15 protein-coding genes and 3 pseudogenes are annotated in these 20,383 nt (G+C 69.5%); 7 read left to right on the plus strand and 11 right to left on the minus strand.

Translation table 11 applies throughout. From position 1 onward, the window contains the following. The first annotated feature begins 37 nt into the window (after nucleotides 1–37). Nucleotides 38–1,912, plus strand: coding sequence for a molecular chaperone DnaK (gene dnaK, locus ACIRRY_RS01275; RefSeq protein ID WP_403966402.1), 1,875 nt, complete (start codon nucleotides 38–40; stop codon nucleotides 1,910–1,912). Here the strand turns inward: dnaK and narI are convergent. The 7 genes and pseudogenes from narI to ACIRRY_RS01310 form a co-directional block, all read right to left on the minus strand. Further along, nucleotides 1,909–2,516 (minus strand): annotated as a pseudogene (gene narI / locus ACIRRY_RS01280) (respiratory nitrate reductase subunit gamma); the annotation flags it as partial. The gene dnaK and the pseudogene narI sit on opposite strands and share 4 nt — an antisense overlap. Beyond that, nucleotides 2,516–3,010: a nitrate reductase molybdenum cofactor assembly chaperone gene (gene narJ, locus ACIRRY_RS01285; protein ID WP_403968290.1), complete on the minus strand. Its 495-nt coding sequence runs from the start codon at nucleotides 3,008–3,010 to the stop codon at nucleotides 2,516–2,518. The pseudogene narI and the gene narJ, both read right to left, overlap by 1 nt. Next, nucleotides 3,010–3,234 (minus strand): annotated as a pseudogene (gene narY, locus ACIRRY_RS01290) (nitrate reductase subunit beta); the annotation flags it as partial. The gene narJ and the pseudogene narY, both read right to left, overlap by 1 nt. 37 nt (nucleotides 3,235–3,271) lie before the next feature. Next, nucleotides 3,272–3,595, minus strand: a pseudogene (locus ACIRRY_RS01295) (hypothetical protein); the annotation flags it as partial. Nucleotides 3,596–3,717: 122 nt separating this feature from the next. Next, a complete protein-coding gene (locus tag ACIRRY_RS01300) occupies nucleotides 3,718–4,533 on the minus strand; it encodes an SAM-dependent methyltransferase (RefSeq protein ID WP_403966405.1) in 816 nt (271 codons plus the stop codon). 66 nt (nucleotides 4,534–4,599) lie between these two features. Beyond that, on the minus strand, nucleotides 4,600–5,463 hold the full coding sequence (locus ACIRRY_RS01305; protein ID WP_403966408.1) for a helix-turn-helix domain-containing protein: 864 nt from the start codon (nucleotides 5,461–5,463) through the stop codon (nucleotides 4,600–4,602). 86 nt (nucleotides 5,464–5,549) lie between these two features. Then, entirely contained in the window at nucleotides 5,550–6,380 is an 831-nt protein-coding gene (locus ACIRRY_RS01310) for a helix-turn-helix domain-containing protein (protein ID WP_403966411.1), read from the minus strand. Between the two features lie 30 nt (nucleotides 6,381–6,410). Between ACIRRY_RS01310 and ACIRRY_RS01315 the strand changes: the two genes are divergently transcribed. The 3 genes from ACIRRY_RS01315 (at nucleotide 6,411) to ACIRRY_RS01325 (ending at nucleotide 8,806) form a co-directional block, all read left to right on the plus strand. After that, complete coding sequence (locus ACIRRY_RS01315; RefSeq protein ID WP_403966414.1) at nucleotides 6,411–7,556, plus strand: ADP-ribosylglycohydrolase family protein; 1,146 nt, start codon at nucleotides 6,411–6,413, stop codon at nucleotides 7,554–7,556. Between the two features lie 129 nt (nucleotides 7,557–7,685). Beyond that, the gene (locus ACIRRY_RS01320; RefSeq protein WP_403966417.1) at nucleotides 7,686–7,991 is read left to right on the plus strand and encodes a 4a-hydroxytetrahydrobiopterin dehydratase; all 306 of its coding nucleotides are present in this window, start codon (nucleotides 7,686–7,688) and stop codon (nucleotides 7,989–7,991) included. A 68-nt stretch (nucleotides 7,992–8,059) separates the two neighbouring features. Continuing rightward, nucleotides 8,060–8,806, plus strand: coding sequence for a class I SAM-dependent methyltransferase (locus ACIRRY_RS01325; RefSeq protein ID WP_403966420.1), 747 nt, complete (start codon nucleotides 8,060–8,062; stop codon nucleotides 8,804–8,806). Here the strand turns inward: ACIRRY_RS01325 and ACIRRY_RS01330 are convergent. After that, the gene (locus ACIRRY_RS01330; RefSeq protein ID WP_403966423.1) at nucleotides 8,772–9,251 is read right to left on the minus strand and encodes a hypothetical protein; all 480 of its coding nucleotides are present in this window, start codon (nucleotides 9,249–9,251) and stop codon (nucleotides 8,772–8,774) included. The genes ACIRRY_RS01325 and ACIRRY_RS01330 overlap by 35 nt on opposite strands. Further along, entirely contained in the window at nucleotides 9,248–9,727 is a 480-nt protein-coding gene (locus ACIRRY_RS01335) for a hypothetical protein (protein ID WP_403966426.1), read from the minus strand. Before ACIRRY_RS01335 ends, ACIRRY_RS01330 begins: the two co-directional genes overlap by 4 nt. A gap of 39 nt (nucleotides 9,728–9,766) precedes the next feature. Here ACIRRY_RS01335 and ACIRRY_RS01340 point away from each other — a divergent pair, with 39 nt between their 5' ends. Further along, nucleotides 9,767–10,741, plus strand: coding sequence for a helix-turn-helix transcriptional regulator (locus tag ACIRRY_RS01340; RefSeq protein ID WP_403966429.1), 975 nt, complete (start codon nucleotides 9,767–9,769; stop codon nucleotides 10,739–10,741). Between the two features lie 39 nt (nucleotides 10,742–10,780). After that, a complete protein-coding gene (locus ACIRRY_RS01345; protein ID WP_403966432.1) occupies nucleotides 10,781–12,727 on the plus strand; it encodes a rhamnogalacturonan lyase in 1,947 nt (648 codons plus the stop codon). Between the two features lie 59 nt (nucleotides 12,728–12,786). On the opposite strand, the gene ACIRRY_RS01350 is transcribed toward ACIRRY_RS01345, so the two are convergent. Beyond that, on the minus strand, nucleotides 12,787–15,453 hold the full coding sequence (locus ACIRRY_RS01350; protein WP_403966435.1) for a cellulose binding domain-containing protein: 2,667 nt from the start codon (nucleotides 15,451–15,453) through the stop codon (nucleotides 12,787–12,789). A gap of 243 nt (nucleotides 15,454–15,696) precedes the next feature. Beyond that, complete coding sequence (locus tag ACIRRY_RS01355; RefSeq protein ID WP_403966438.1) at nucleotides 15,697–18,615, minus strand: glycoside hydrolase family 48 protein; 2,919 nt, start codon at nucleotides 18,613–18,615, stop codon at nucleotides 15,697–15,699. 276 nt (nucleotides 18,616–18,891) lie between these two features. Between ACIRRY_RS01355 and ACIRRY_RS01360 the strand changes: the two genes are divergently transcribed. Next, on the plus strand, nucleotides 18,892–20,373 hold the full coding sequence (locus ACIRRY_RS01360; protein ID WP_403966441.1) for a cellulase family glycosylhydrolase: 1,482 nt from the start codon (nucleotides 18,892–18,894) through the stop codon (nucleotides 20,371–20,373). Nucleotides 20,374–20,383: the final 10 nt, after the last annotated feature.

Genomic DNA, 20,383 nt, shown 5'->3' on the forward strand with positions numbered 1-20,383 from the left:
CTGGAGATCGGGCAGCGCCTGGCGGAAGGGGACGGCGATGGGACGTGCGGTCGGTATCGATCTCGGGACCACGAACTCGGTGGTCGCGGTGTTGGAGGGCGGCGAGGCCACAGTGGTGGTCAACGCCGAGGGCGCGAGGACCACGCCCTCGGTCGTGGCCTTCGCGAAGAACGGCGAGGTGCTCGTCGGCGAGGTCGCCAAACGGCAGGCCGTGACGAACATCGAGCGCACCGCGCGCTCGGTGAAACGGCACATGGGCGAGACCGAGTGGCGGTTCCCGGACACGGGCGCCATCGACGGAACGCGGTACCGCGCCCAGGAGTTGTCCGCGCGCGTGCTGCAGAAACTGAAACGCGACGCGGAGGCCTATCTCGGCGAGGACGTCACCGACGCCGTGATCACCGTCCCCGCCTACTTCGACGACTCCCAGCGCCAGGCCACCAAGGAGGCCGGGGAGATCGCGGGCCTCAAGGTGCTGCGGATCATCAACGAACCGACGGCCGCCGCCCTCGCCTACGGCCTCGACCGCGGCGAGGAGCAGACCGTCCTCGTCTTCGACCTCGGCGGCGGCACCTTCGACGTCTCCCTCCTGGAGATCGGCGACGGCGTCATCGAGGTCAAGGCCACCAACGGCGACACCCGTCTCGGCGGCGACGACTGGGACCAGCGGGTCATGGAGTACCTGGCCAAGAAGTTCAAGGGGCAGTACGGCATCGACCTCGGCAAGGACAAGATGGCGCTCCAACGCCTGCGCGAGGGCGCCGAGAAGGCGAAGATCGAGCTGTCCTCGTCCTCCGAGACGACGATCAACCTGCCCTACATCACCGCCTCCGCCGAAGGCCCGCTGCACCTCGACGAGAAGCTGACCCGCGCCGCCTTCCAGGAACTCACCGCCGATCTCCTCGACCGCTGCAAGACCCCCTTCCACCAGGCGGTCAAGGACGCGGGCATCAAACTCGCCGCCGTCGACCACGTCATCCTCGTCGGCGGCTCGACCCGGATGCCGGCCGTCACCGACCTCGTCAAGGAACTCACCGGCAAGGACCCGCACAAGGGCGTCAACCCCGACGAGGTCGTGGCGGTCGGCGCCGCCCTCCAGGCCGGCGTCATCCGCGGCGACGTCAAGGACGTCCTCCTCCTCGACGTCACCCCGCTGTCCCTGGGCATCGAGACCAAGGGCGGCATCATGACGACGCTCATCGAACGCAACACGACCATCCCGACGCGGCGTTCGGAGATCTTCACCACCGCCACCGACAACCAGCCCTCGGTCGGCATCCAGGTCTACCAGGGCGAACGTGAAATCGCCGCGTACAACAAGAAGTTGGGCGTCTTCGACCTGACCGGCCTGCCGCCCGCGCCGCGCGGGGTCCCGCAGATCGAGGTCGCCTTCGACATCGACGCCAACGGGATCATGCACGTCTCCGCGAAGGACCTGGCGACCTCCCGCGAGCAGAAGATGACCGTCACCGGCGGCTCGGCCCTCGGCAAGGAGGACATCGACCGCATGATGCGGGAGGCCGAGCAGTACGCGGACGAGGACCGTCGGCGCCGGGAGACGGCCGAGACCCGCAACCAGGCCGAGCAACTCGTCTACCAGACCGAGAAGTTCATCCGTGAGAACGAGGAGCGCGTGCCGGTCGACATCAGGCCGGAGGTGGAGGCGGCCGCTGCGGAGGTGAAGGCGCTGCTGGAACACGAGGCGGATACCGCGGAGTTGCGTGCGGCCGTGGAGAAACTCGCCACCGTCAGCCAGCGCATGGGCCAGGCGATGTACGCCCAGGCCGCCCAGCAGACACCCGCCGAACAGGCGGAGCCCGCCACGGAACACACCTCGCCCCAGGAGGAGGAAGGAGTCGTCGACGCAGAGATCGTCGACGACGAACGCGAGGCCAAGGGAGGTGCGGCCTAGCTCCCGGTCCGCTCCCACCCCCGCCGCTCCGGCCGCGGCCCCAGCCCCTTGGGGGCGCGGCTGCGGTACACCACGCACGGACGGAACAGGTACTGCACCGGCGCGCTGAACATGTGCACCAGGCGGGTGTACGGCACCAGCGCGATCAGCACCATGCCGATCACGGCGTGGACCTGGTGGAACACCGGCACGCCCGCCATCACCCCTGTGTCCGGCCGGAGGGTGAGGAGGCCGCGGGCCCACGGGGCGATGGACCGGCGGTAGTTGTAGCCGTCGCCGGAGGCGTGGGTCAGCTTGGCCACCATGCCCATCGCGATCGCCGCGAGAAGCACGACGTACATCAGCTTGTCGTTGACCGTGGCCGACCGGAACACGGGTGCGTTCGTACGGCGGCGGTAGAGCAGGAGGACGATGCCGGCGACCGTGAGGACACCGGCCGCGGTGCCGCCGTAGAGGGAGAACAGGTGGTAGACGTGCTCGCTGATGCCGGCCGAGCGCGTCCATGACTCGGGACGAACAGGCCCACCAGATGGCCGGCGAGGACGAAGAGGATGCCGTAACGGAAGGCGGGGGAGGCGACGTCGAGGAGTGTCGACTCGTAGATCATCGGCGGGCCTCGGTGGGTGCGGGCGGCAGCGTGGCGCATACGGCGTCCAGGACGGAGGCGTACGGCGTGCCGAAGTCGGCCAGCCGGGACCGGAGTTGGTCCAGGGCGGCGCGGTACTCGGTGAGGAGTTCGAGGTTGCCGGTACGGGACGTGAACTCCAGGACGGCGGGGAGGAAGTCGGGAAGTTCCTCGCCGGTGAACTCCAACTCGTGCGCGCGGTACAGCTCTTTGAAGCGGACCAGGGACATGCCGCGCCGACGGGTGTCGCCGTCGTGCCACCAACTCAGGTACAGGCTGTGCCGGTTCTTGAAGTCGAAGACCTGGACGTAGTGCGCGGCCAGGTCCTGGGGCGGGGTGAGGGCCGCGTGGTCGACGAACTCCCGTAGCTGCGGGGCGGCTTCGCGCAGCAGGGGGAGCCGGGCGCGGAAGTCGTTGTCGGGGTACGTCAGGCAGAGCGCGGCCGCCTGGTACAGCACAGCGTCCGAGGGCATCAGGCCTCCTTCGCGTCGTGGTCCGGCTGATCCGGGTGGTCCGCGGTCTGCCGGTCGCGCAGCGCGTGGAAGTTCTCCACGGACACGATCGGCAGCAGTTTCCGTCCCGAGTCCCGGCCGAACGGCCCGTCGCCGACCGTGCCGGGACCGTCCTGGTGGCCGACACTGCACTCGTCGGGCAGCGCGGACTCCCCAAGGCGGCGCGCGTCGCCGACCGCCGCCGTCGCCGGGATGGGGGAGAAGCCGGCGATGCGGTCGGGGCACACCCCGGATGTACGGGTGGCGCACGCGTGTGGGGGAGTAGGTGTACCAGGAGAAGGCGGCGCCGCGCGGGCGGCCGCGGAGCTCGTACGCGGGGCGGTCCGGGCCTACCGGCGGGTAGTCCGTCTGCTGGGTCTCCCAGGTGATGATGCCGTTCACGACCTTGTCGTGGCTCCAGCGGTCCCGGTAGAAGGCGTCCGCCTCCCGGCCGCCCGCCGGCCCGATGCTGTGCAGGTCCGGCGCCGTCGTACCCGGGCGGAAGAACCGTCCGGCCCGCAGCGGCGCCGCTCCCGGCTCGGCGGGCGGTGTCCGCGTGTCCGTCACCTGCGCTCCCTTGCTCGCCCGTGGTGTCGAACCTAGGGCGGGGCAGGGGAGCGCACCCGTTCACGGCAGCCGTACGGGTCAGGGCCCGTGGGCGTACGGGTCAGTGCGCGTGGACGTAGGTGTCAGTGCTTGAGGGCGACCCCGCCGTAGACCGGGACGACGCCCTCCGCCTGGGCGGCCACGTCCTCCGGCTCCGGCCGCCAGCCGTAGACGGAGATGACACCCGGGCCCAGCAGTTCAAGGCCGTCGAAGAAGCGCGAGAACTCGGGCAGGGAGCGCGGGTAGAACGGGGTGCCGCTGCGCCGGAAGTGCTCGGCGGCCTTCGCGATGGCCTCGGGGATGAGGTCCGGGGTGACCTGCGACAGCACCAGGTAGCTGCGCGGAGCGAGGACATCGACGTATCGCTTGAGCAGGCCGTACACGTCGTCCCCGTCGGGGTCGTCGCCCAGGTAGTGGGTGAGCGCGACCAGCGACAGCGCGATCGGCTGCGTGAAGTCGAGGGTCTCGCCGGCCAGCCGCAGAATCGTGTCGGGGTCGCGGACATCCGCGTGCACGTACTCGGTGCTGCCCTCGGCCGAACCGTGCAGCAGCGCCTCCGCGTGCCGCAGCACGATCGGGTCGTTGTCCGCGTACACGACCTTGGCGTCCGGGGCGACGCTCTGCGCCACCTGGTGCAGGTTCGGCTCGGTGGGGATGCCGGTGCCGATGTCCAGGAACTGGCGTATCCCGGCCTCGGCCGCGGTCCGCGTCGCCCGGTGCATGAACCGGCGGTTGGCCCGCGCGCCGCGCACCGCCGTGCCGTCCGAGGCGAGGATCTTGCGCGCCAGCTCCTCGTCCACCGGGTAGTTGTCCTTGCCGCCGAGCCACCAGTCGTACACCCGCGCCGGATGCGGCCGGCTGGTGTCGATACGGGTGGGCGCGGCTTCGGATCCGGTCATGCGGTGTCGTCTCCTCGGGAGTTCGGGTCGTCTGTGTGCCGGGAACCGTGCTGTGCGGGGCCGTGCTCAGAAGGTCTCGCGACAGTCCCGCAGGATCTTCTTGGTGCGCTGTGCGGACGCGGCGTGCGCCGTCATGTGGTCGAGGACCTCCAAATGCGCGGACACCTCCGCACGGGAGTCCAGATACAGGGCGCCCGTCAGATACTCGGTGAACACCATGTCGGGCAGCTCCGGTTCGGTGAAACGGAACAGCGAGAAGGGCGCGTACGTCCCCGGGTGCGGGCCGCTCTCGAACTCCGCGACCTGGAGCGTGACCCGGTCGCGCTCGCCGAACTCCAGGAGTCTGTCGAGCTGTTCGCGCATCACCTCGCCGCGGATGCTCACCGGACGCCGCAGCACCGTCTCGTCCATGATCACCCACAGGTGCGGCGGATTGTCGCGCTCCAGCAGCCCCTGCCGCGCCATCCGCAGCGACACATGCCGCTCGATGGTCTCCGGACCGTTCTGCCCGATCGTCCCGGCCTCCAGCACGGCACGCGCGTAGTCCTCGGTCTGCAACAGGCCGGGCACGAAGTGCGGTTCGTACGAACGGATCAGCCCGGCCGCGCCCTCCAGGCTCACGTACAGGCTGAACCACTCCGGCAGCACATCGTGGAACCGCTGCCACCAACCCGGCTGGTTCGCCTCCTCGGTGAGCGCGACGAACGCGTCCGTCTCCTCCTCGGGCACGCCGTACGTCGTCAACAGCACCTGGACATACGGCACTTTCAACGCGACCTCGGCCATCTCCATCCGCCGTACGGTCGCCGGGGCCACCCGAAGGACCTGCGCGGCCTCCTCGCGCTTGATGCCGGCCGCCTCACGCAACTCCTGCAGCCTTCTGCCCAGCACCACTTGGCCCACTGTGGGCGCGGGCCGCCGTTCACTCACGCCACGCCTCCCCATACGCGCCGAAGTCTGGGGGCAGTGTGCCATGTTCCGGCCATCGGGCTCAGCGGTTCGGAGGTGATCATCCGTCAGCCTCCCAACGAATTCAGGTACTTCGCCGTCGCCGGGTCGGCGGGCAGGAACGTCTCGATCGCCAACTCCGAGACCGTGACGTCCATGGGTGTGTTGAACGTGGAGATCGAGGAGACGAAGGACAGCACCCGCCCGTCGTGCTCGATCCGCATCGGGAGCGCGAAGTACGGGACGGGTGTGGCTGGTTCGGCATGGTCGACCGTCTCGGGCACCGGGTACGCGGCGACCTCCTCGTACAGCGCCCGCAGCGGCTCCGACCGGTGCAGGGCGATCTGCCGCTCCATCTGCGCGAGCAGATGCCCGCGCCATTCACCCAGATTGCGGATGCGCGGTGCCATGCCCTCGGGGTGCAGCGTCAACCGCATGGCGTTGAGCGGGGGTTGGAGCAGGGACTCCGGTACGCCGTCCAGGAGCATGGTGATGCCCCGGTTCGCGGCGACCACGGTGTACACGGCGTCGACCACCAGCGCCGGATACGGCTCGTAGCCCTGGAGCAGCCGCTCCAGACCCTCGCGCAACGCGTCCAACGCCGGGTCGTCCAGCGGGGTCTCCGGATAGTGCGGGGCGTAACCCGCCGCCAGCAGAAGGGAGTTGCGTTCGCGCACGGGCACGTCCAGGTGCTCGGCGAGGCGCAGCACCATCTCCTCGCTCGGCCGGGACCGCCCCGTCTCGACGAAGCTGATGTGCCGCGCCGAGGAGTCGGCCCGCAACGCCAGCTCCAGTTGGCTGACCCGCCGCCGCTCCCGCCAGGCACGCAGCAACGGGCCGACACCCTGGCCGGCCGGGGCGGCGGCAGCGATGTCGGTGCGGGTCGGGACAATGGTCATACGCACGACCGTAGTCGAAGGAGCGCGCACGTGAACGAGTTGAGGAACCCGTCCGGGGAGGCCAGGCGGCAGTCCCTGGCGGAAGCCACCGCGATGTACCGGGCCAGGGTCCGCGGCTGCCTCCTGGGTGGCGCGGTCGGCGACGCCCTCGGCTACCCGATCGAGTTCACCTCCCTCGACCGCATCCGCGAGACCCGCGGCCCGGGCGGGGTCACCGGGTTCGTGCCCGGCCCGCACGGCGCGATGGGTCTGATCAGCGACGACACCCAGATGACCCTCTTCACCGTCGAGGCCCTCATCCAGGCCCAGGCGCGCGAACGGGCGAAGGGAATCGGCGGCGCCTGGTCCCTGCTGCTGCGGCGCGCGTACGAGCGGTGGCTCCGGACGCAGTCGGAACCCGCGCCGGGCGAGGGCGCTGTCGCGAGCGAGGGCGCTGGGGCGGGCGCGGGTGCCGCATCGGGCGACGGCGTCCCGGGCGGCCTGCTCGCCGAGCCCTGGCTGTACGCCCGCCGCGCCCCCGGCAACGCCTGCCTCTCCGGGGTCGCCCAGATGCACGCGCCCGACCCGTGGCTCGTTCTCGACGGCACGCCCGGCCCCGTGAACCCCGACTCCAAGGGCTGCGGCACGGTGATGCGCTCGGCCCCCTTCGGCCTGGTCAACACGGCCGAGGGGGCCTTCGAGATGGCGGCTCGCGGCGCCCGGATCACCCACGGCCACCCCACCGGCTACTACGCGGCGGGCGCCCTCGCCGCGATCGTCGCGCATCTCGTCGCCGGGGAGTCCCTGGAGGGTTCCGTCCTGCGTGCGCTACGACTCCTGGAGCGCCACCCCGCCCACGAGGAGACCTCGGCCGCCCTGCGCGAGGCCCTCGACCTGGCCGCCGAAGGCTCGCCCACCGCCGAGAAGGTCGAGTCGCTCGGCGCGGGCTGGGTCGCGGAGGAAGCCCTCGCGATCGGCGTGTACAGCGCGCTCGCCGCGAGCGACGTGAAGGGCGCCCTGCTCCTCGCCGTCAACCACTCCGGTGACAGCGACTCCACCGGCTCCATCTGCGGCAACCTCCTGGGCGCGCGATACGGCGACCACGGCCTGCCGCACAGTTGGGTGCGGAGGGTCGAGGGCCGCGCTGTGATCGCCGCCCTCGCCGACGACCTGGCCGCCGAATGTGTCCGGGGCTGATCTCCGGGCACCCGTCTGACCAGGAACGCGACCACCTGCCTGTGGCACGCTGAAGAGGACCCGACCGAAGCCCTGTCGAAGTCCGACCGAAGCCCCACCCAAGTCCGATCCCGAGTAAGGAGCGAGGCCATGCCCGTCGCACCGCTGTCGCAGCAGGAGATCGAGGACCGCCTCACGGAACTCCCGGGCTGGTCCGTCGACGCCGACCGTCTCGCCCGTTCCTACCGGCTCGGTTCCCACTTCGCGGCCACCGCGATGGTCGTCCACATCGCCCAGGTCCAGGAGGAACTCGACCACCACTCCGACCTGGCCCTCGGCTACAACACCGTCTCCCTCACCGTGAACACCCACAGCGTCGGCGGCGCGATCACCGAGCTGGACTTCCAACTCGCCCACAGAGTCGAGGACTTGGCACCGGGACATGGCGCGTCCTGACCGGATCGGTAGAGACCCGCGGAGAGAGACCCGTAGAGACCCGTAGAGAAGGGACCGGACGACAGCGCGTGCTCGACTACGACAAGGAAGCCGACGCCTACGACGCGACACGCGGCGGCGAGCCCCGTGCCGCCGCAGCCGCCGAAGCGGTACTCGGCTTCGTCCCGCCGGACGCCCACGGCCTGCTGGACGTGGCCTGCGGCACGGGCATCGTCACCCGCCGCCTGGCAGCCGCCCGCCCCGGTCTGCGCGTGACGGGCCTCGACGCCGCACCGGCCATGGCCCGCAGGGCGGCGGCGCGGCTGCCGGGCGCCGTACTCCTCGCGGACAGCCGTCGACTCCCCTTCCCCGACGGCGTGTTCGACGCGGTCACCACCGTGTGGCTGCTGCACCTGGCCGAGGGCCCCGAGGTCGTCAGGGCGATCATCGCGGAGTGCGCGCGGGTACTGCGACCCGGCGGCGTGTACATCACCACCGTCGACAAGGCCGCCGCCCACGACGTGGGCAGCGACATCGACGCCGTCCTCGCGCCCCGTCCACGCCGCCCGGCGCAGGACAGCCCCGACCAAGTCCGCGCGTACGCAGCCGAGTTCGGCCTCCACCCGGCCGGTACGACCCGCTTCCGGGGTCACGGCCAGGGCCGCAGCCCCCGCAGCACGATCGCGGACCTGCGCCGTGGCTGGTTCACCCAACTACCGCCCGGCGAAACGCTGAGCGAGAGCTTCGCCGAGCGACTGGGCACCCTGCCGGACCAGGAAGTCCGGCGCCCCGACCCGGAGTTCACTCTCCTGGCGTTGCGGAAGCCGGCCGGGTGAAGTCCATCGTCCAGTTGGTCACCCAGGTCTCCCCGTCGTCCACCGAGAACGCCTGCTCCCAACGGGCGCCGGTCCCCGTGAACACCGACCACACGTACCGCACCCGCACCTCCTTCCCGTCGTGCGTGTCGTCGCCGTAGAACTCGCCCCGGTCACCCTCGAACCGGCCTCTCACCGGCGGGAACAGCTTTCCGCTGCGGCTCGACGACCAGTGCAGGGACCACTGTTCGGTCTCCCGGTCGAAGAGCCGCAGGGTCAGCCCCTTCGACCCCAGTCGGGGCATGTCGATCTCGTCGACGTTCGCGGCACCGTCGAAGAGCGGCCGGCAGCGGTTGGCGCCCTCGAACTCCTCCCAGCCGCTGTCGGGCCGGAGGAAGTCGGTGAGACGACGGTTCACGACCTTCCACTCGCCGTGGAGGAAGTCGAAGTCGCGCGGGCTGCTCATGAGCGGTCGCCAGTGGTTCCGGCGGGCAGGGAGTCGGCCAAGTAGGCGTCCAGGTCCGGCACTTCGGGCGCGAGCAGATGCCGTACCCAGGCGTCCCGTTCGTGCAGGATCGGCGGCAGCTCCCAGACACAGCCGATCCACGGCAGGTCGGGAGTGACGAAGTGAGTCGGGTCCAGGTCCGGGCAACCGAGCACGGGCTGGCCCGCCGAAGCGCCCCGGAAGTGCAGGACGTTGTCCCACACCCAGCTGTACGCGTTGAGATAGGCGCCGTCGTCACCGCCCCGGTGCAGGACGATGAAGGTGGCCTGCGGAGTACCGTCCGGTTCCGGCAGCAGCTTCGGCAGGATCGCGTACGCCGCCGCCTCCACCTCCGGCGCGATCCCGGCGGGGTCGGCGGTGACGTGGTAGCGCTTGATGTGCCGTCCGGCCACCTCGATCGGCGGTGGCACGGTCAGCAGCTTTTCCTTGAAGGGCATGGCAGGACGCTAGGACCACTTCACTGACATCCTGTGTCAGTGAAGTCCAGCCGACTCGTCTCGATCCTGCTTCTGCTCCAGACCCGCGGCCGGATGACCGCGGCCCAGCTCGCCGAGGCACTGGAGGTCTCGGTCCGCACGGTCTACCGGGACGTCGAAGCACTGAGCACGGCAGGTGTCCCGCTGTACGGCGACGCGGGGCACGCCGGCGGGTACCGCCTGCTCGACGGCTACCGGACCCGCCTGACCGGCCTCACCACGGACGAGGCCGAGGCCCTGTTCCTCGCCGGCGTGCCCGGACCGGCCGCCGAGCTGGGCCTCGGCCCGTTCCTCGCCGCGGCCCAGCTGAAGGTGCGCGCCGCCCTGCCGGCCGAGCTTCGTGAGCACGCGGACCGGATCAGCGGCCGGTTCCACCTGGACGCGCCGGGCTGGTACGCGGACGCCGACGAGACACCGTTCCTGCATACAGTCGCCGACGCGGTATGGAACAACCGTGTGCTGTATGCCATGTACCGCCGCTGGCGGGAGCCGACGGACGTGCGGCGCCGGCTGGAGCCGTACGGGCTCGTCCTGAAGGCGGGCCGCTGGTATGTCGTCGCCGGTCCCGGGCCGCGTACCTTCCGCGTCGACCAGATCCTCGAACTCACCACCTCCGACTGTGACTCCGACTCCGCCGAGGAGTTCACGCGTCCGGACGGCTTCGACCTCGCCGCGTACTGGACCGCCCACCAACGCGACTTCCACGACCGCCTGTACCGGGGCGAGGCGCTGGTCCGGCTGGCACCCGGCGCGACGCTCGCCCGGGCGGTGCCCGTCAACGGCCGGACGGAGCGGGACGGTTGGACCCTGATGTCCGTCCCGATCGAGTCCGTCGAGCACGCGCACGGCGAGTTCCTGCGCCTCGGCACGGACATCGAGGTCCTGTCACCGCCCGAACTGCGCGACCGCATCGCACACACCGTGGCCGAACTGGCCGAAAGATACGGCAACTTGCTCAGGGACAGCGGCGACTGAGGGCACGGAACCCGTCCGTCCTCCCAGGAGGTACGTCACGTGAGCTACCCGCACCCGCACACCCACCGGCACACCCACCCGCATCCCCACCCCCACCCCCACGCGACCGCGTCGGCGAACCCGCCCCACCACCACCCCCGCAGACGAAGGGCCGTACTCTCCGCCCTCACCACCGTCGCCGCCCTGGTCCTCGCCGGACTCACCACCGGCGGGACCGCCGAGGCGGCCACCGCCCGCCAGGTCGAGGCCCTCGACCGGGGCGTCGTCAGCGTCCACACGGACACCGGCAACCTGGTCGGCTGGCGCTGGCTCGGCACCGATCCCGACACCGTCTCCTTCAACGTCTACCGCGCCGGTACGAAGGTCAACTCGGCCCCGATCACCGGCTCCACGAACTATTTCCACGCCGGCGCGCCCGCCCAGGCCGACTACACGGTCCGCGCGATCGTCGGCGGCGTCGAACAGGCCGACTCCGTCCACGCGATCCAGTTCCGCACCGGCTACAAGGACGTCCCGATCACCCCGCCCGCCGGCGGCACGACCCCCGACGGAGTCGCCTACACCTACGAGGCCAACGACGCCTCCGTGGGCGACCTCGACGGCGACGGCCGGCTCGACTTCGTCCTCAAGTGGCAGCCCACGAACGCCAAGGACAACTCCCAGTCCGGCTACACGGGCGACACGATCCTCGACGGCATCACCCTCGACGGCACCCGCCTGTGGCGCGTCGACCTGGGCCGCAACATCCGCTCCGGCGCGCACTACACACAGTTCCAGGTCTACGACTACGACGGCGACGGCAAGGCCGAGGTCGCCATGAAGACGGCCGACGGCACGGTCGACGGAACCGGCACGGTCATCGGCAACTCGGCGGCGGACTACCGCAATTCGAGCGGCTACGTACTGTCCGGCCCCGAGTACCTGACCATGTTCAACGGCCAGTCCGGCAAGGCGATGGGCACCGTCGACTACGTCCCCGCACGCGGCACGGTCTCCTCCTGGGGCGACTCGTACGGCAACCGCGTCGACCGATTCCTCGCCGGCACCGCCTACCTGGACGGCTCCCGTCCCTCCCTGGTCATGGCGCGCGGCTACTACACGCGCACGGTGATCGCCGCCTGGGACTGGCGCGGCGGCGCCTTCACCCGCCGCTGGATCTTCGACACCAACTCCTCGACCAACACCGGCAAGGGCTACGACGCCCAGGGCAACCACCAGTTGGCCATCGCGGACGTCGACGCGGACGGCAAGGACGAGATCGTCTACGGCTCGATGGCCGTCGACGACAACGGCTCCGGGCTGTGGACCACCAAGAACGGCCACGGTGACGCCCTGCACGTCGGCGACCTCGACCCGTCCCGCCCGGGCCTGGAGGAGTTCAAGGTCGACGAGGACTCCTCGAAACCGTCCTCGTGGATGGCCGACGCGAGGACCGGCGCGATCATCTGGTCCACACCGGCCAACGGCGACAACGGCCGGGGCGTCTCCGGGGACATCTGGGCGGGCAGCGCCGGCGCCGAGTCCTGGTCGGCGTCGGAGAGCGGTGTCCGCGACCCCAAGGGCACGGTGGTGTCGACCCGCAAGCCCTCCAGCACCAACTTCCTGTCCTGGTGGGACGGCGACCCGGTGCGCGAACTCCTCGACGCCACCCACATCGTCAAATACGGCACGACCGCCGACACCCGCCTGCTGACCGCCTCCGGCGTCCACTCCAACAACAGCACCAAGGCGACCCCGACCCTGTCCGGCGACATCCTCGGCGACTGGCGCGAGGAGGCCGTCTGGCCCACCACGGACAACACGGCGCTACGGATCTACTCGACCCCGTACGAGACGACGACCAGGATCACGACCCTGCTCCACGACCCCCAGTACCGCACGGCTCTGGCCTGGCAGAACACTGCATACAACCAACCGCCCCACCCGAGCTTCTACATCGGCGACGGTATGCCGTCCGCACCGCGGCCGACTGTCTACACCCCCTGACAGCACCTCCCTTGAGACAGGTGGCTGCGCGCCGTGGTGCGCGCAGCCACCCGCTCCGCTCAGGCCACCGTGCAGCTCTGATCGCCGACCTTGAACGCGCCAGGCTTCGTGTTCACCCCCGACCAGCTCCCCGTGAACCCGAACCCCACCGACGAACCCGCCGCCACCGTCCCGTTCCAGCTCACGTTCTTCGCCGTCACCGCCGCACCCGACTGGGTCCAGTCGGCGTTCCACAACTGGCCGATCTGCTGCCCGTCCGCGAAGGACCAGCCAAGTGCCCACCCGCTCCAGGCGGTTGAGCCGGTGTTCGTCAGTTGCACGTCGGCCTGGAAGCCACCGGTCCACTGGTTCGTGATTCTGTACGTGACCGTGCAGGCACCCGTGGGCGGCGTCGGATCGGTACCGCCTCCACCCCCGCCCCCACCGTCACCGGCGTCGGACGAGTCGCCGTAGACGACGCCACGCCCGTTGGTCGACACATACACCCGGCCGTACACCCGCGGGTCCCCGGTGATCGCCGCACCGGTCCAACCCCACTGGTGCGCACCGTCGTTGATCCGCGTCCAGCTCGCGCCCTTGTCGGTCGAGCGGAAGATGCCGCGTACGCCGCCGATCTTCGCGCTGGTGTAGAGCGTCTGGTACGAGGCACCGGTCGCCGCCTTGCCGAAGCCGATGGTGTCGGCCTGGTCGACGTTCGCGAGCCTGGTGAAGCCGGCGCCGCCGTCTGTGGAATGCCACAGCCCGTACGCCCCGTCGCTCGCTCCGCCCGCCAGCCAGACGTCCCCCTTCGCGCCGGGCAGGGCCTTGAAGCGCACGCTGTCACCGCTGGGCAGTCCGGTCGCCGCCGACGCCGTGAAGGTCGCCCCGCCGTCCGAACTGACGTAGAACTTCCCCGACTTGAAGCCGTAGAAGGTCTTCGCGTCGACCCGGTCCGCCTCGACGATCGCACCCGCCGGGATACCGCCGGCCGCCGACCAGGACGAGCCGAAGCCCGTCGTGTACTGCACTCCGGCACCGGCCGGACTCCACACGAACCGACTCCCGTCGGCCGCCGCGGCCACAGTCCCCCCACCGCTCACACCCGAAGGGTCGGTCCCGGCGAACCAGTTGGCGCCGTTGTCCGTCGAGAACGCGATGTGCGGCCCCGAGTCCACATTGCCGACCCGCACCACCGTGTTCGGGTTGGTCTCCGCGAAGTCGAGGCTCGTGGTCGTCGTGAAGTTCGGCGAAGTGAACATCATCGACGGGACCTTGGTCAGATCCGTGTGCCGGAACCCGCCGATGTCGCCGAGCGCGCTGAGGAGTTGGGCCCCGCCGGACGGGGGAGCGGCGAGGTCGTTGACGGCCGTCTCCTCCAGCCCCTGCACCATCGGCTTCACGGTGAACTGGCCGCCACTGTCCCAGTTGGTCAGGTTCTCCGTGCCGTACAGCGTCGCTCCGGTCCCGTACATCATGCGGTTCGAGTCGAACGGGTCGATCTCCAGCGACTCGGTCATCCAGCCGAGTTTCGGGGCCTGTTCGGGCGGCGACGGATTCGCCCCGAAGGTCAACCAGGGCGACGAGGACACGTCGATCGTGTAGCGGTTCGACCGGTTGGGATACGACGTGTAGTCCCAGGACTTCGTCCAGGTGCCGCCGCTGTCCGTGGAGCGGAAGATCTGCGTGTCCGGCCACCAGGAGCTGTAGGCCGTCGCCATCACGGTCCCGGGATGCTGCCGGTCGACGGTCAGCCCGCTGAAGCCGTAGTAGGTGTCGGCCTCCGCGACCGGGCTGATGTTCGTCCATGTGCCGGTCGCGGTCGCGTACCGCCACACCTGCCCCTTGCCGCCGTCGTACGGCCCGCCCTTGTCGCTGTATGCGATGTACAGATAACCGTTGACCGCATCCAGTACACCCTTGTGCGCCAGATACCCGGTCGGCTGCCCGGCCACCCGGCTCCAGGTCGCGCCCGCGTCCGTCGACCGGTACACGGCGTTGGCCTGGTCGGCGACACCGACATAGATCGTCTTCGTCGCGCTGCCGGACGTCCCCGTCGACTCGTCGAAGGTGACCCACACGATGCCCTGGTTGTCGTTGCCGTAGCCGCTCGTGTCGGTCGGATCCTGCACGTAGTTCCCGACGTTGGGGAAGTTCGTCACCTGCGCCCAGGTGACCCCGGAGTCCGTGGACCGCCACAGCCCCTTGCCGCTGGGCGCGCCCAGATACAGCACGCTGTCCTTGTTGGGATCGACGGCCAGCCGCTCGCCCATGCCGCGCCCCGGCATGTTCCCGCCGAGCTTGAACGGCAGATCGGTCTTCTGCCAACTCGCGCCCCGGTCACCCGACCTGAGCACGGCCCCGTTCGTGGGATCCCAACTGTTCGTGTACGTACCGACAGCCGCGTACACCTTGTTCGGATCGACTGAGTCGGACGCGAGACTCACCACCCCGGTGTGCCCCCACTCGTCCCACCCGACCGAGTCCAGCAACGGCGTCCACGTCTTCGTCGCCTCCTGCCACCGGTAGGCACCGCCGATGTCGGTACGGGCGTAGGCGAGGTTCTTCTCCTTCCGGTTGAAGACGATGCCGGGCACGAACCCGCCGCCGTCGATCCGGGCGTTGTGCCAGGTGTAGGTGTCGGCCGCGAGAGCGACGCTTGGGGTGTCGGCGGCGAGAGCGGACGGTGCGCCCGCAAGCAAGCCGGCCGCGAGTGCCAGAACGGCCAGGAGAATTCGGGTTCTTCGCACAGTGGGTTCCTCTCCGAGGGAGGAGCAAGGCACGAGTGCCGGGCGACCCCCAGTGCGGGTGGGGGCCGCCCGGCGGGTAGGCCCCGCCGTCAGGTGACGGAGCCACGCACGCGGAGCTTCGAAGCGGTTCCGTGGGAACTCGGGCGGCCGCAGCGCCCCTTCAGGGGCGCGGGGAACTGCGCGACCAGCCACAACGGACCGGCAGCCAGAAATCCGCCCGACCCACGGAGCGCCTCGCGGGGGCTATTCGAGAAGCTCCGCGTACGACCCCATGGCCAAGGCGATGTCCGCCTGGGCCCAGAACCGGTGATACGTGAAGACAGGCGCGGCCCCGCCCGCCAGATAGCTCTGGATCTTCGACCACGCCGGATCGTTCTTGTAGAAGGACCTCAACGAGGCGAACGTAGAAGCGGAGTTGACCGCGTCCCCGTTCGGCATCGTTCCGCTCCACCCACTCGGCACGTACACACTGTCGTCGAACCGGTTGTAGTCCGCGCGGGTCTCCGGAACAGCGATGCCCAGACTGTCCTGGTAGTGGTCCCACATACCGTCGAGCAGAGCCTTCGCCGTCGTCTTCGCCGCAGCGGAACCGGACTTCGCGGCGTAGTACGTCAACGTCTTGGCATACGCGGCGGCCACACCCACATCATTGGTGTAGTCGGCGACGGTGACATGAAGTCCCGTATTTGCACCGGGACTTGACGCGTTCCAGGTGTCGGGCTGCCCCGACCACTGCAGCGTCGAGGGGATCAGATACGTGCCGTCCGGATTGACCGTGGTCTTGGACAGCGCCCACGCCACCCACTTGTCGAGAACCGCCTTCGCGCTCGCGTTCCCCGTCTGCTGGTAGTACTCGGCCACCCGCTCCATCGACCACGCCTGGAAGCCGAACCACTGGTTGGACGGCGGGTCGTGGTAGACGGGCTGCTGGTCGTAGTACATGCCGTAGAACGTCGACGTCCCGGCCGGCGGGCTCGCGTACCGCCCCTGCCAACTGTTCGTCGCCCCACCGGCGATGGCACCCTCGCTCGACTGCAGCCACCGGTAGAACTCCAACTGCCGGGACAGCGAGGTACCCCAATCCGCCGCGCCCGTCGTGGACTTGGGCTTCAGATCGGCGTACGAGCTCAACGCGTAGGCGGCCAAGGGGTTTTGGTAGCCCCCGTGCACATGGCTGGACCCGATGCGCCACGCCCAGCCCGCGCTGGTGTCGTTCGCGCCGCCCCACGCGTAGTACCAGGACAGCAGATAGTCCGAGGCGTCCTTGCCGGTCCCGGCCGGGCAGGTGGACGGTCCGACGCAGTTGCCGATCTTCTTGAAGTACTTGTCGTACATGGCGTAGCGCAGATAGTCGCCCATCTTGGCCGCCTTGCCGACGGTCGTGGAGACGTCACCGCCCTTGCCCTGCCCCTTGGCCCACACGTCGGCCCAGTACGCGGCCTGTACGGCCCGCGCGTCGGCGTCCGGAGCATCGGTGTACTTCCACTGCTTGGCGTACGAGGAGTCACCGGTGAAGAGATCCAAGTACCCGTTCGTTCCGCCGTACTTGAAGGCGTCGCAGGTCGGCTGCGGCACCGTCTCCCAGACCGACTCCTGCGGTCCGCGCTGGAAGGTGTTGATGTACGACGGCCCGCTCGCCGTCGGCCCCGCCTCGCACCCGCCGCCCGGCGTGTCGCCGTAGCCGTAGGTGTTGTCGACGTCCTCCAGCCAGTGCATACCGTAGACATCGTCCGTACCGTACGCGGTCTTCAGTTCAGCGGCGATCGGATCCGATCCCACCGGCACCGAGGTGTCGAGCTTCGCCGGATACTCGTTCGGGGTGTCCAGCTCGGGCGCGTACGTCGCCGGCTTCGAGGCGTTGTAGAAGGAGTTGGTCGGCTGGTCGGCGTGGGTCGGGATCATGTACTTCTCCATGAGAGCCCAGGCGCCGTTGAACTTCGACCACTCGCCCGTCACCTTGCCGTACATCGCCTGGAGCCACAGCAGATAGCTGTACGCCTCCGACGTCGTCTCGTGCCCCTGGTCCGGCGCCTCGACGATCAAGGTTTCCACCGAGTGGTAGGGGACACCCTGGGGTGAGAAGTAGCCGTTCGCCGGGTTGGTGATCTTCCCGTAGAGATCCAGGAAGCGGGCGTCGTACGCGTTCGCCGCCGCCAGCTCCGTCACGGTGACCGTCGCCTTGGTGAACCCCGTCGCCGTCGACTCGAAGGACGCCGAACCGGTACCGGACGCGTCGGCTGTGAGGGTCACCGTCTGCGGGGTGTTCCAGTTCGACGGCGTGAAGGTGAGCGACGCGCCGCCGGTGACCGACAACCCCGTGTTGCCGCTCGCGCGAGCTGTCGTCACGGTCACGTTCGACGCCGGTTGCGAGGACAGCGACACCGCGTAGGTGCCCGACTTCCCCTGCTGGACACCCAGTTGGGTCGGCGAGGCAACGATCGCCGGTCCCGAGGCGACCGTGATGCCGACCGGTGTGGACGTACCGGAGGCGCCCAGGCTGTCGTACGCCTTCGCGACCAGCGAATGACTGCCCACGGGCAAGCTGGAAGTCGAGAGCGAGTACGGCGAGGTCGTGTCCGTGCCGAGCAGTGTGGTGTCGTCGTAGAACTCGACTTTGCCGATCGTCGCGTTGTCGGCCGCCGCCGCGGTCGCCGCGAGCGGGACCGCGGCCCCCTGCGTGTAGATCGCGCCCGCGCTCGGGCTGGTCAGCACGGTGATCGGCGGCTGATGCGCGCCGACGCAGGTGGTGCCGTTGATCGCGAACGAGGTGGGCGCGGTGTTCGTACCGCTGTAGCCGAACTGCGCGCCGGTCGAGACGGCGGCGCCCGCGGCGATCGTCCCGTTGTAGGACGCGTTCGTCACCGTGACGGCGCTGCCGGACTGCGACCAGGTGCCGTTCCAGCCGTTGCTGAGCTTCTGGTTGCCCGTGTAGGCATAGGTCAGGGTCCAGCCGTTGATCGCGTCCGTACCCCGGTTGGTGAGGGTCAGATCCGCGGTGAAGCCGGAGCCCCAGTCGTTGGTCTTGTAGTCCACGCTGCACTGAACTGTCGCCGCCTGAGCGGGAGTTGTACCCGTCGCGAGCATCGAGACGGGAAGTGCGAGGGCCGCCACGACAGCGGTCCACAGTCGCCGTGTCAAACGGCGTCTCCTTCTGGGGTGCATGTGCTGGTTCCTCCTTGCGGCTCGGAGGGGTGGGGGCGGAGCAGCAACAAGCCTTGAACCAGTGGGAGCGCTCCCATCGTGAGGACGGGGGTGGGAGCCGTCAAGGTGCTTACGCAGTCGAAAAGATTCGACAGGCGTGGGTTGAGGGAAAGTCAGCGAAACTCTGTGACTCCCCTGTCCTTTACCGTCACTTGGCGCTACCTTCCTGGACACCAGTGGGAGCGATTCCGTCAGTCGATGCGTCCGTGAAGGCGCCCGAACTGCAAGGAGTCGCTCATGCGACACCCCCCGCGTTCAATCCTTTTAGCCGTGGCCGGCGCGACCGCCCTTGTCGGGGCGATGGTCGTACCGGTGGTCACGGCGTCCGGTGCCACCCCCGCGTGCACGGTGACGTACTCGGTCACCAGCCAGTGGGACACCGGATTCCAAGGCGCAGTGCAGATCACCAACAACACGGCTCCGGTGAGCAGTTGGAGCCTGAGCTTCGACTTCGCCAGCGGCCAGAAGGTCACCCAGGGCTGGAACGCCAAGTGGTCCCAGTCCGCCACCACGGTCACCGCGGCCAACGAGAGCTGGAACGGCTCGCTCGGCACCGGCGCGAGCGTGAGCGCCGGATTCCTCGCCACCTGGTCGGGGAGCAACGCCGTACCGTCCGCGTTCAAGCTCAACGGCACGACCTGCAACGTCGATGCGGAGCCGACACCGCCGACGTCGCCGCCTCCGACCTCACCGCCGCCGAGCGGCACCGCGCCCGCACTGCACGTCTCCGGGAACAAGCTCGTGGACGCCGGCGGCACCAACCGCCGTCTGCTCGGCGTCAATCGGTCCGGCGGCGAGTTCATGTGCGTGCAGGGCTACGGCATCTGGGACGGTCCGGTGGACGACGCGGCGGTCGCGGCGATCGCCGACTGGAAGGCGAACGTGGTCCGCATTCCGCTCAACGAGGAGTGCTGGCTGGGCCTTTCGAACATCAAGCCCGAGTACGCGGGCGCCAACTACATCGCCGCCGTCAAGGACCTGGTGGCGAAGGTCGAGGCGCACGGCATGACACCGATCGTCGAACTGCACTGGACCTACGGCCAGTACACCGGCAACTCGGCGGGCTGCTCCGACGTGCACGCCACCTGCCAGAAACCGATGCCCGACGCGCAGTACACCCCGTCGTTCTGGTCCTCGGTCGCCAGCACCTTCAAGGGCGACCAGGCCGTCGCGTTCGACCTGTTCAACGAGCCGTATCCGGACCGTGCCACCTCCACGACCACCCAGGCGTGGCAGTGCTGGCGCGACGGCGGCACCTGTCCCGGCATCGGGTACGAAGTCGCCGGTATGCAGGATCTCGTCGACGCCGTACGGTCGACCGGCGCCACGAACGTGATTATTACCGGCGGGCTCGCCTACTCGAACGACCTGAGCCAGTGGCTGGCCTACAGGCCCACCGACCCGACCGGCAATCTCGTCGCCGCGTACCACGTGTACAACTTCAACACCTGCGCGAGCGAGAGCTGCTGGAACTCCACACTCGCCCCCGTCGCGGCCCAAGTGCCGCTGGTGGCAGGGGAGATCGGCGAGAACACCTGCTCGCACGCCTTCGTCGACCAGGTCATGAAGTGGTTCGACGACCGCGGGCTCTCGTATCTCGGCTGGACCTGGAACACCTGGGACTGTTCCGCGGGTCCGTCACTGATCTCCGACTACGCCGGTACGCCCACGGCGTACGGCATCGGGCTGCGCGACCATCTGCGCGCCCTCAACGGATAGGCGCCCCGCA

It is taken from the genome of Streptomyces sp. NPDC101776, assembly GCF_044766845.1.
Lineage (GTDB): Bacteria > Actinomycetota > Actinomycetes > Streptomycetales > Streptomycetaceae > Streptomyces.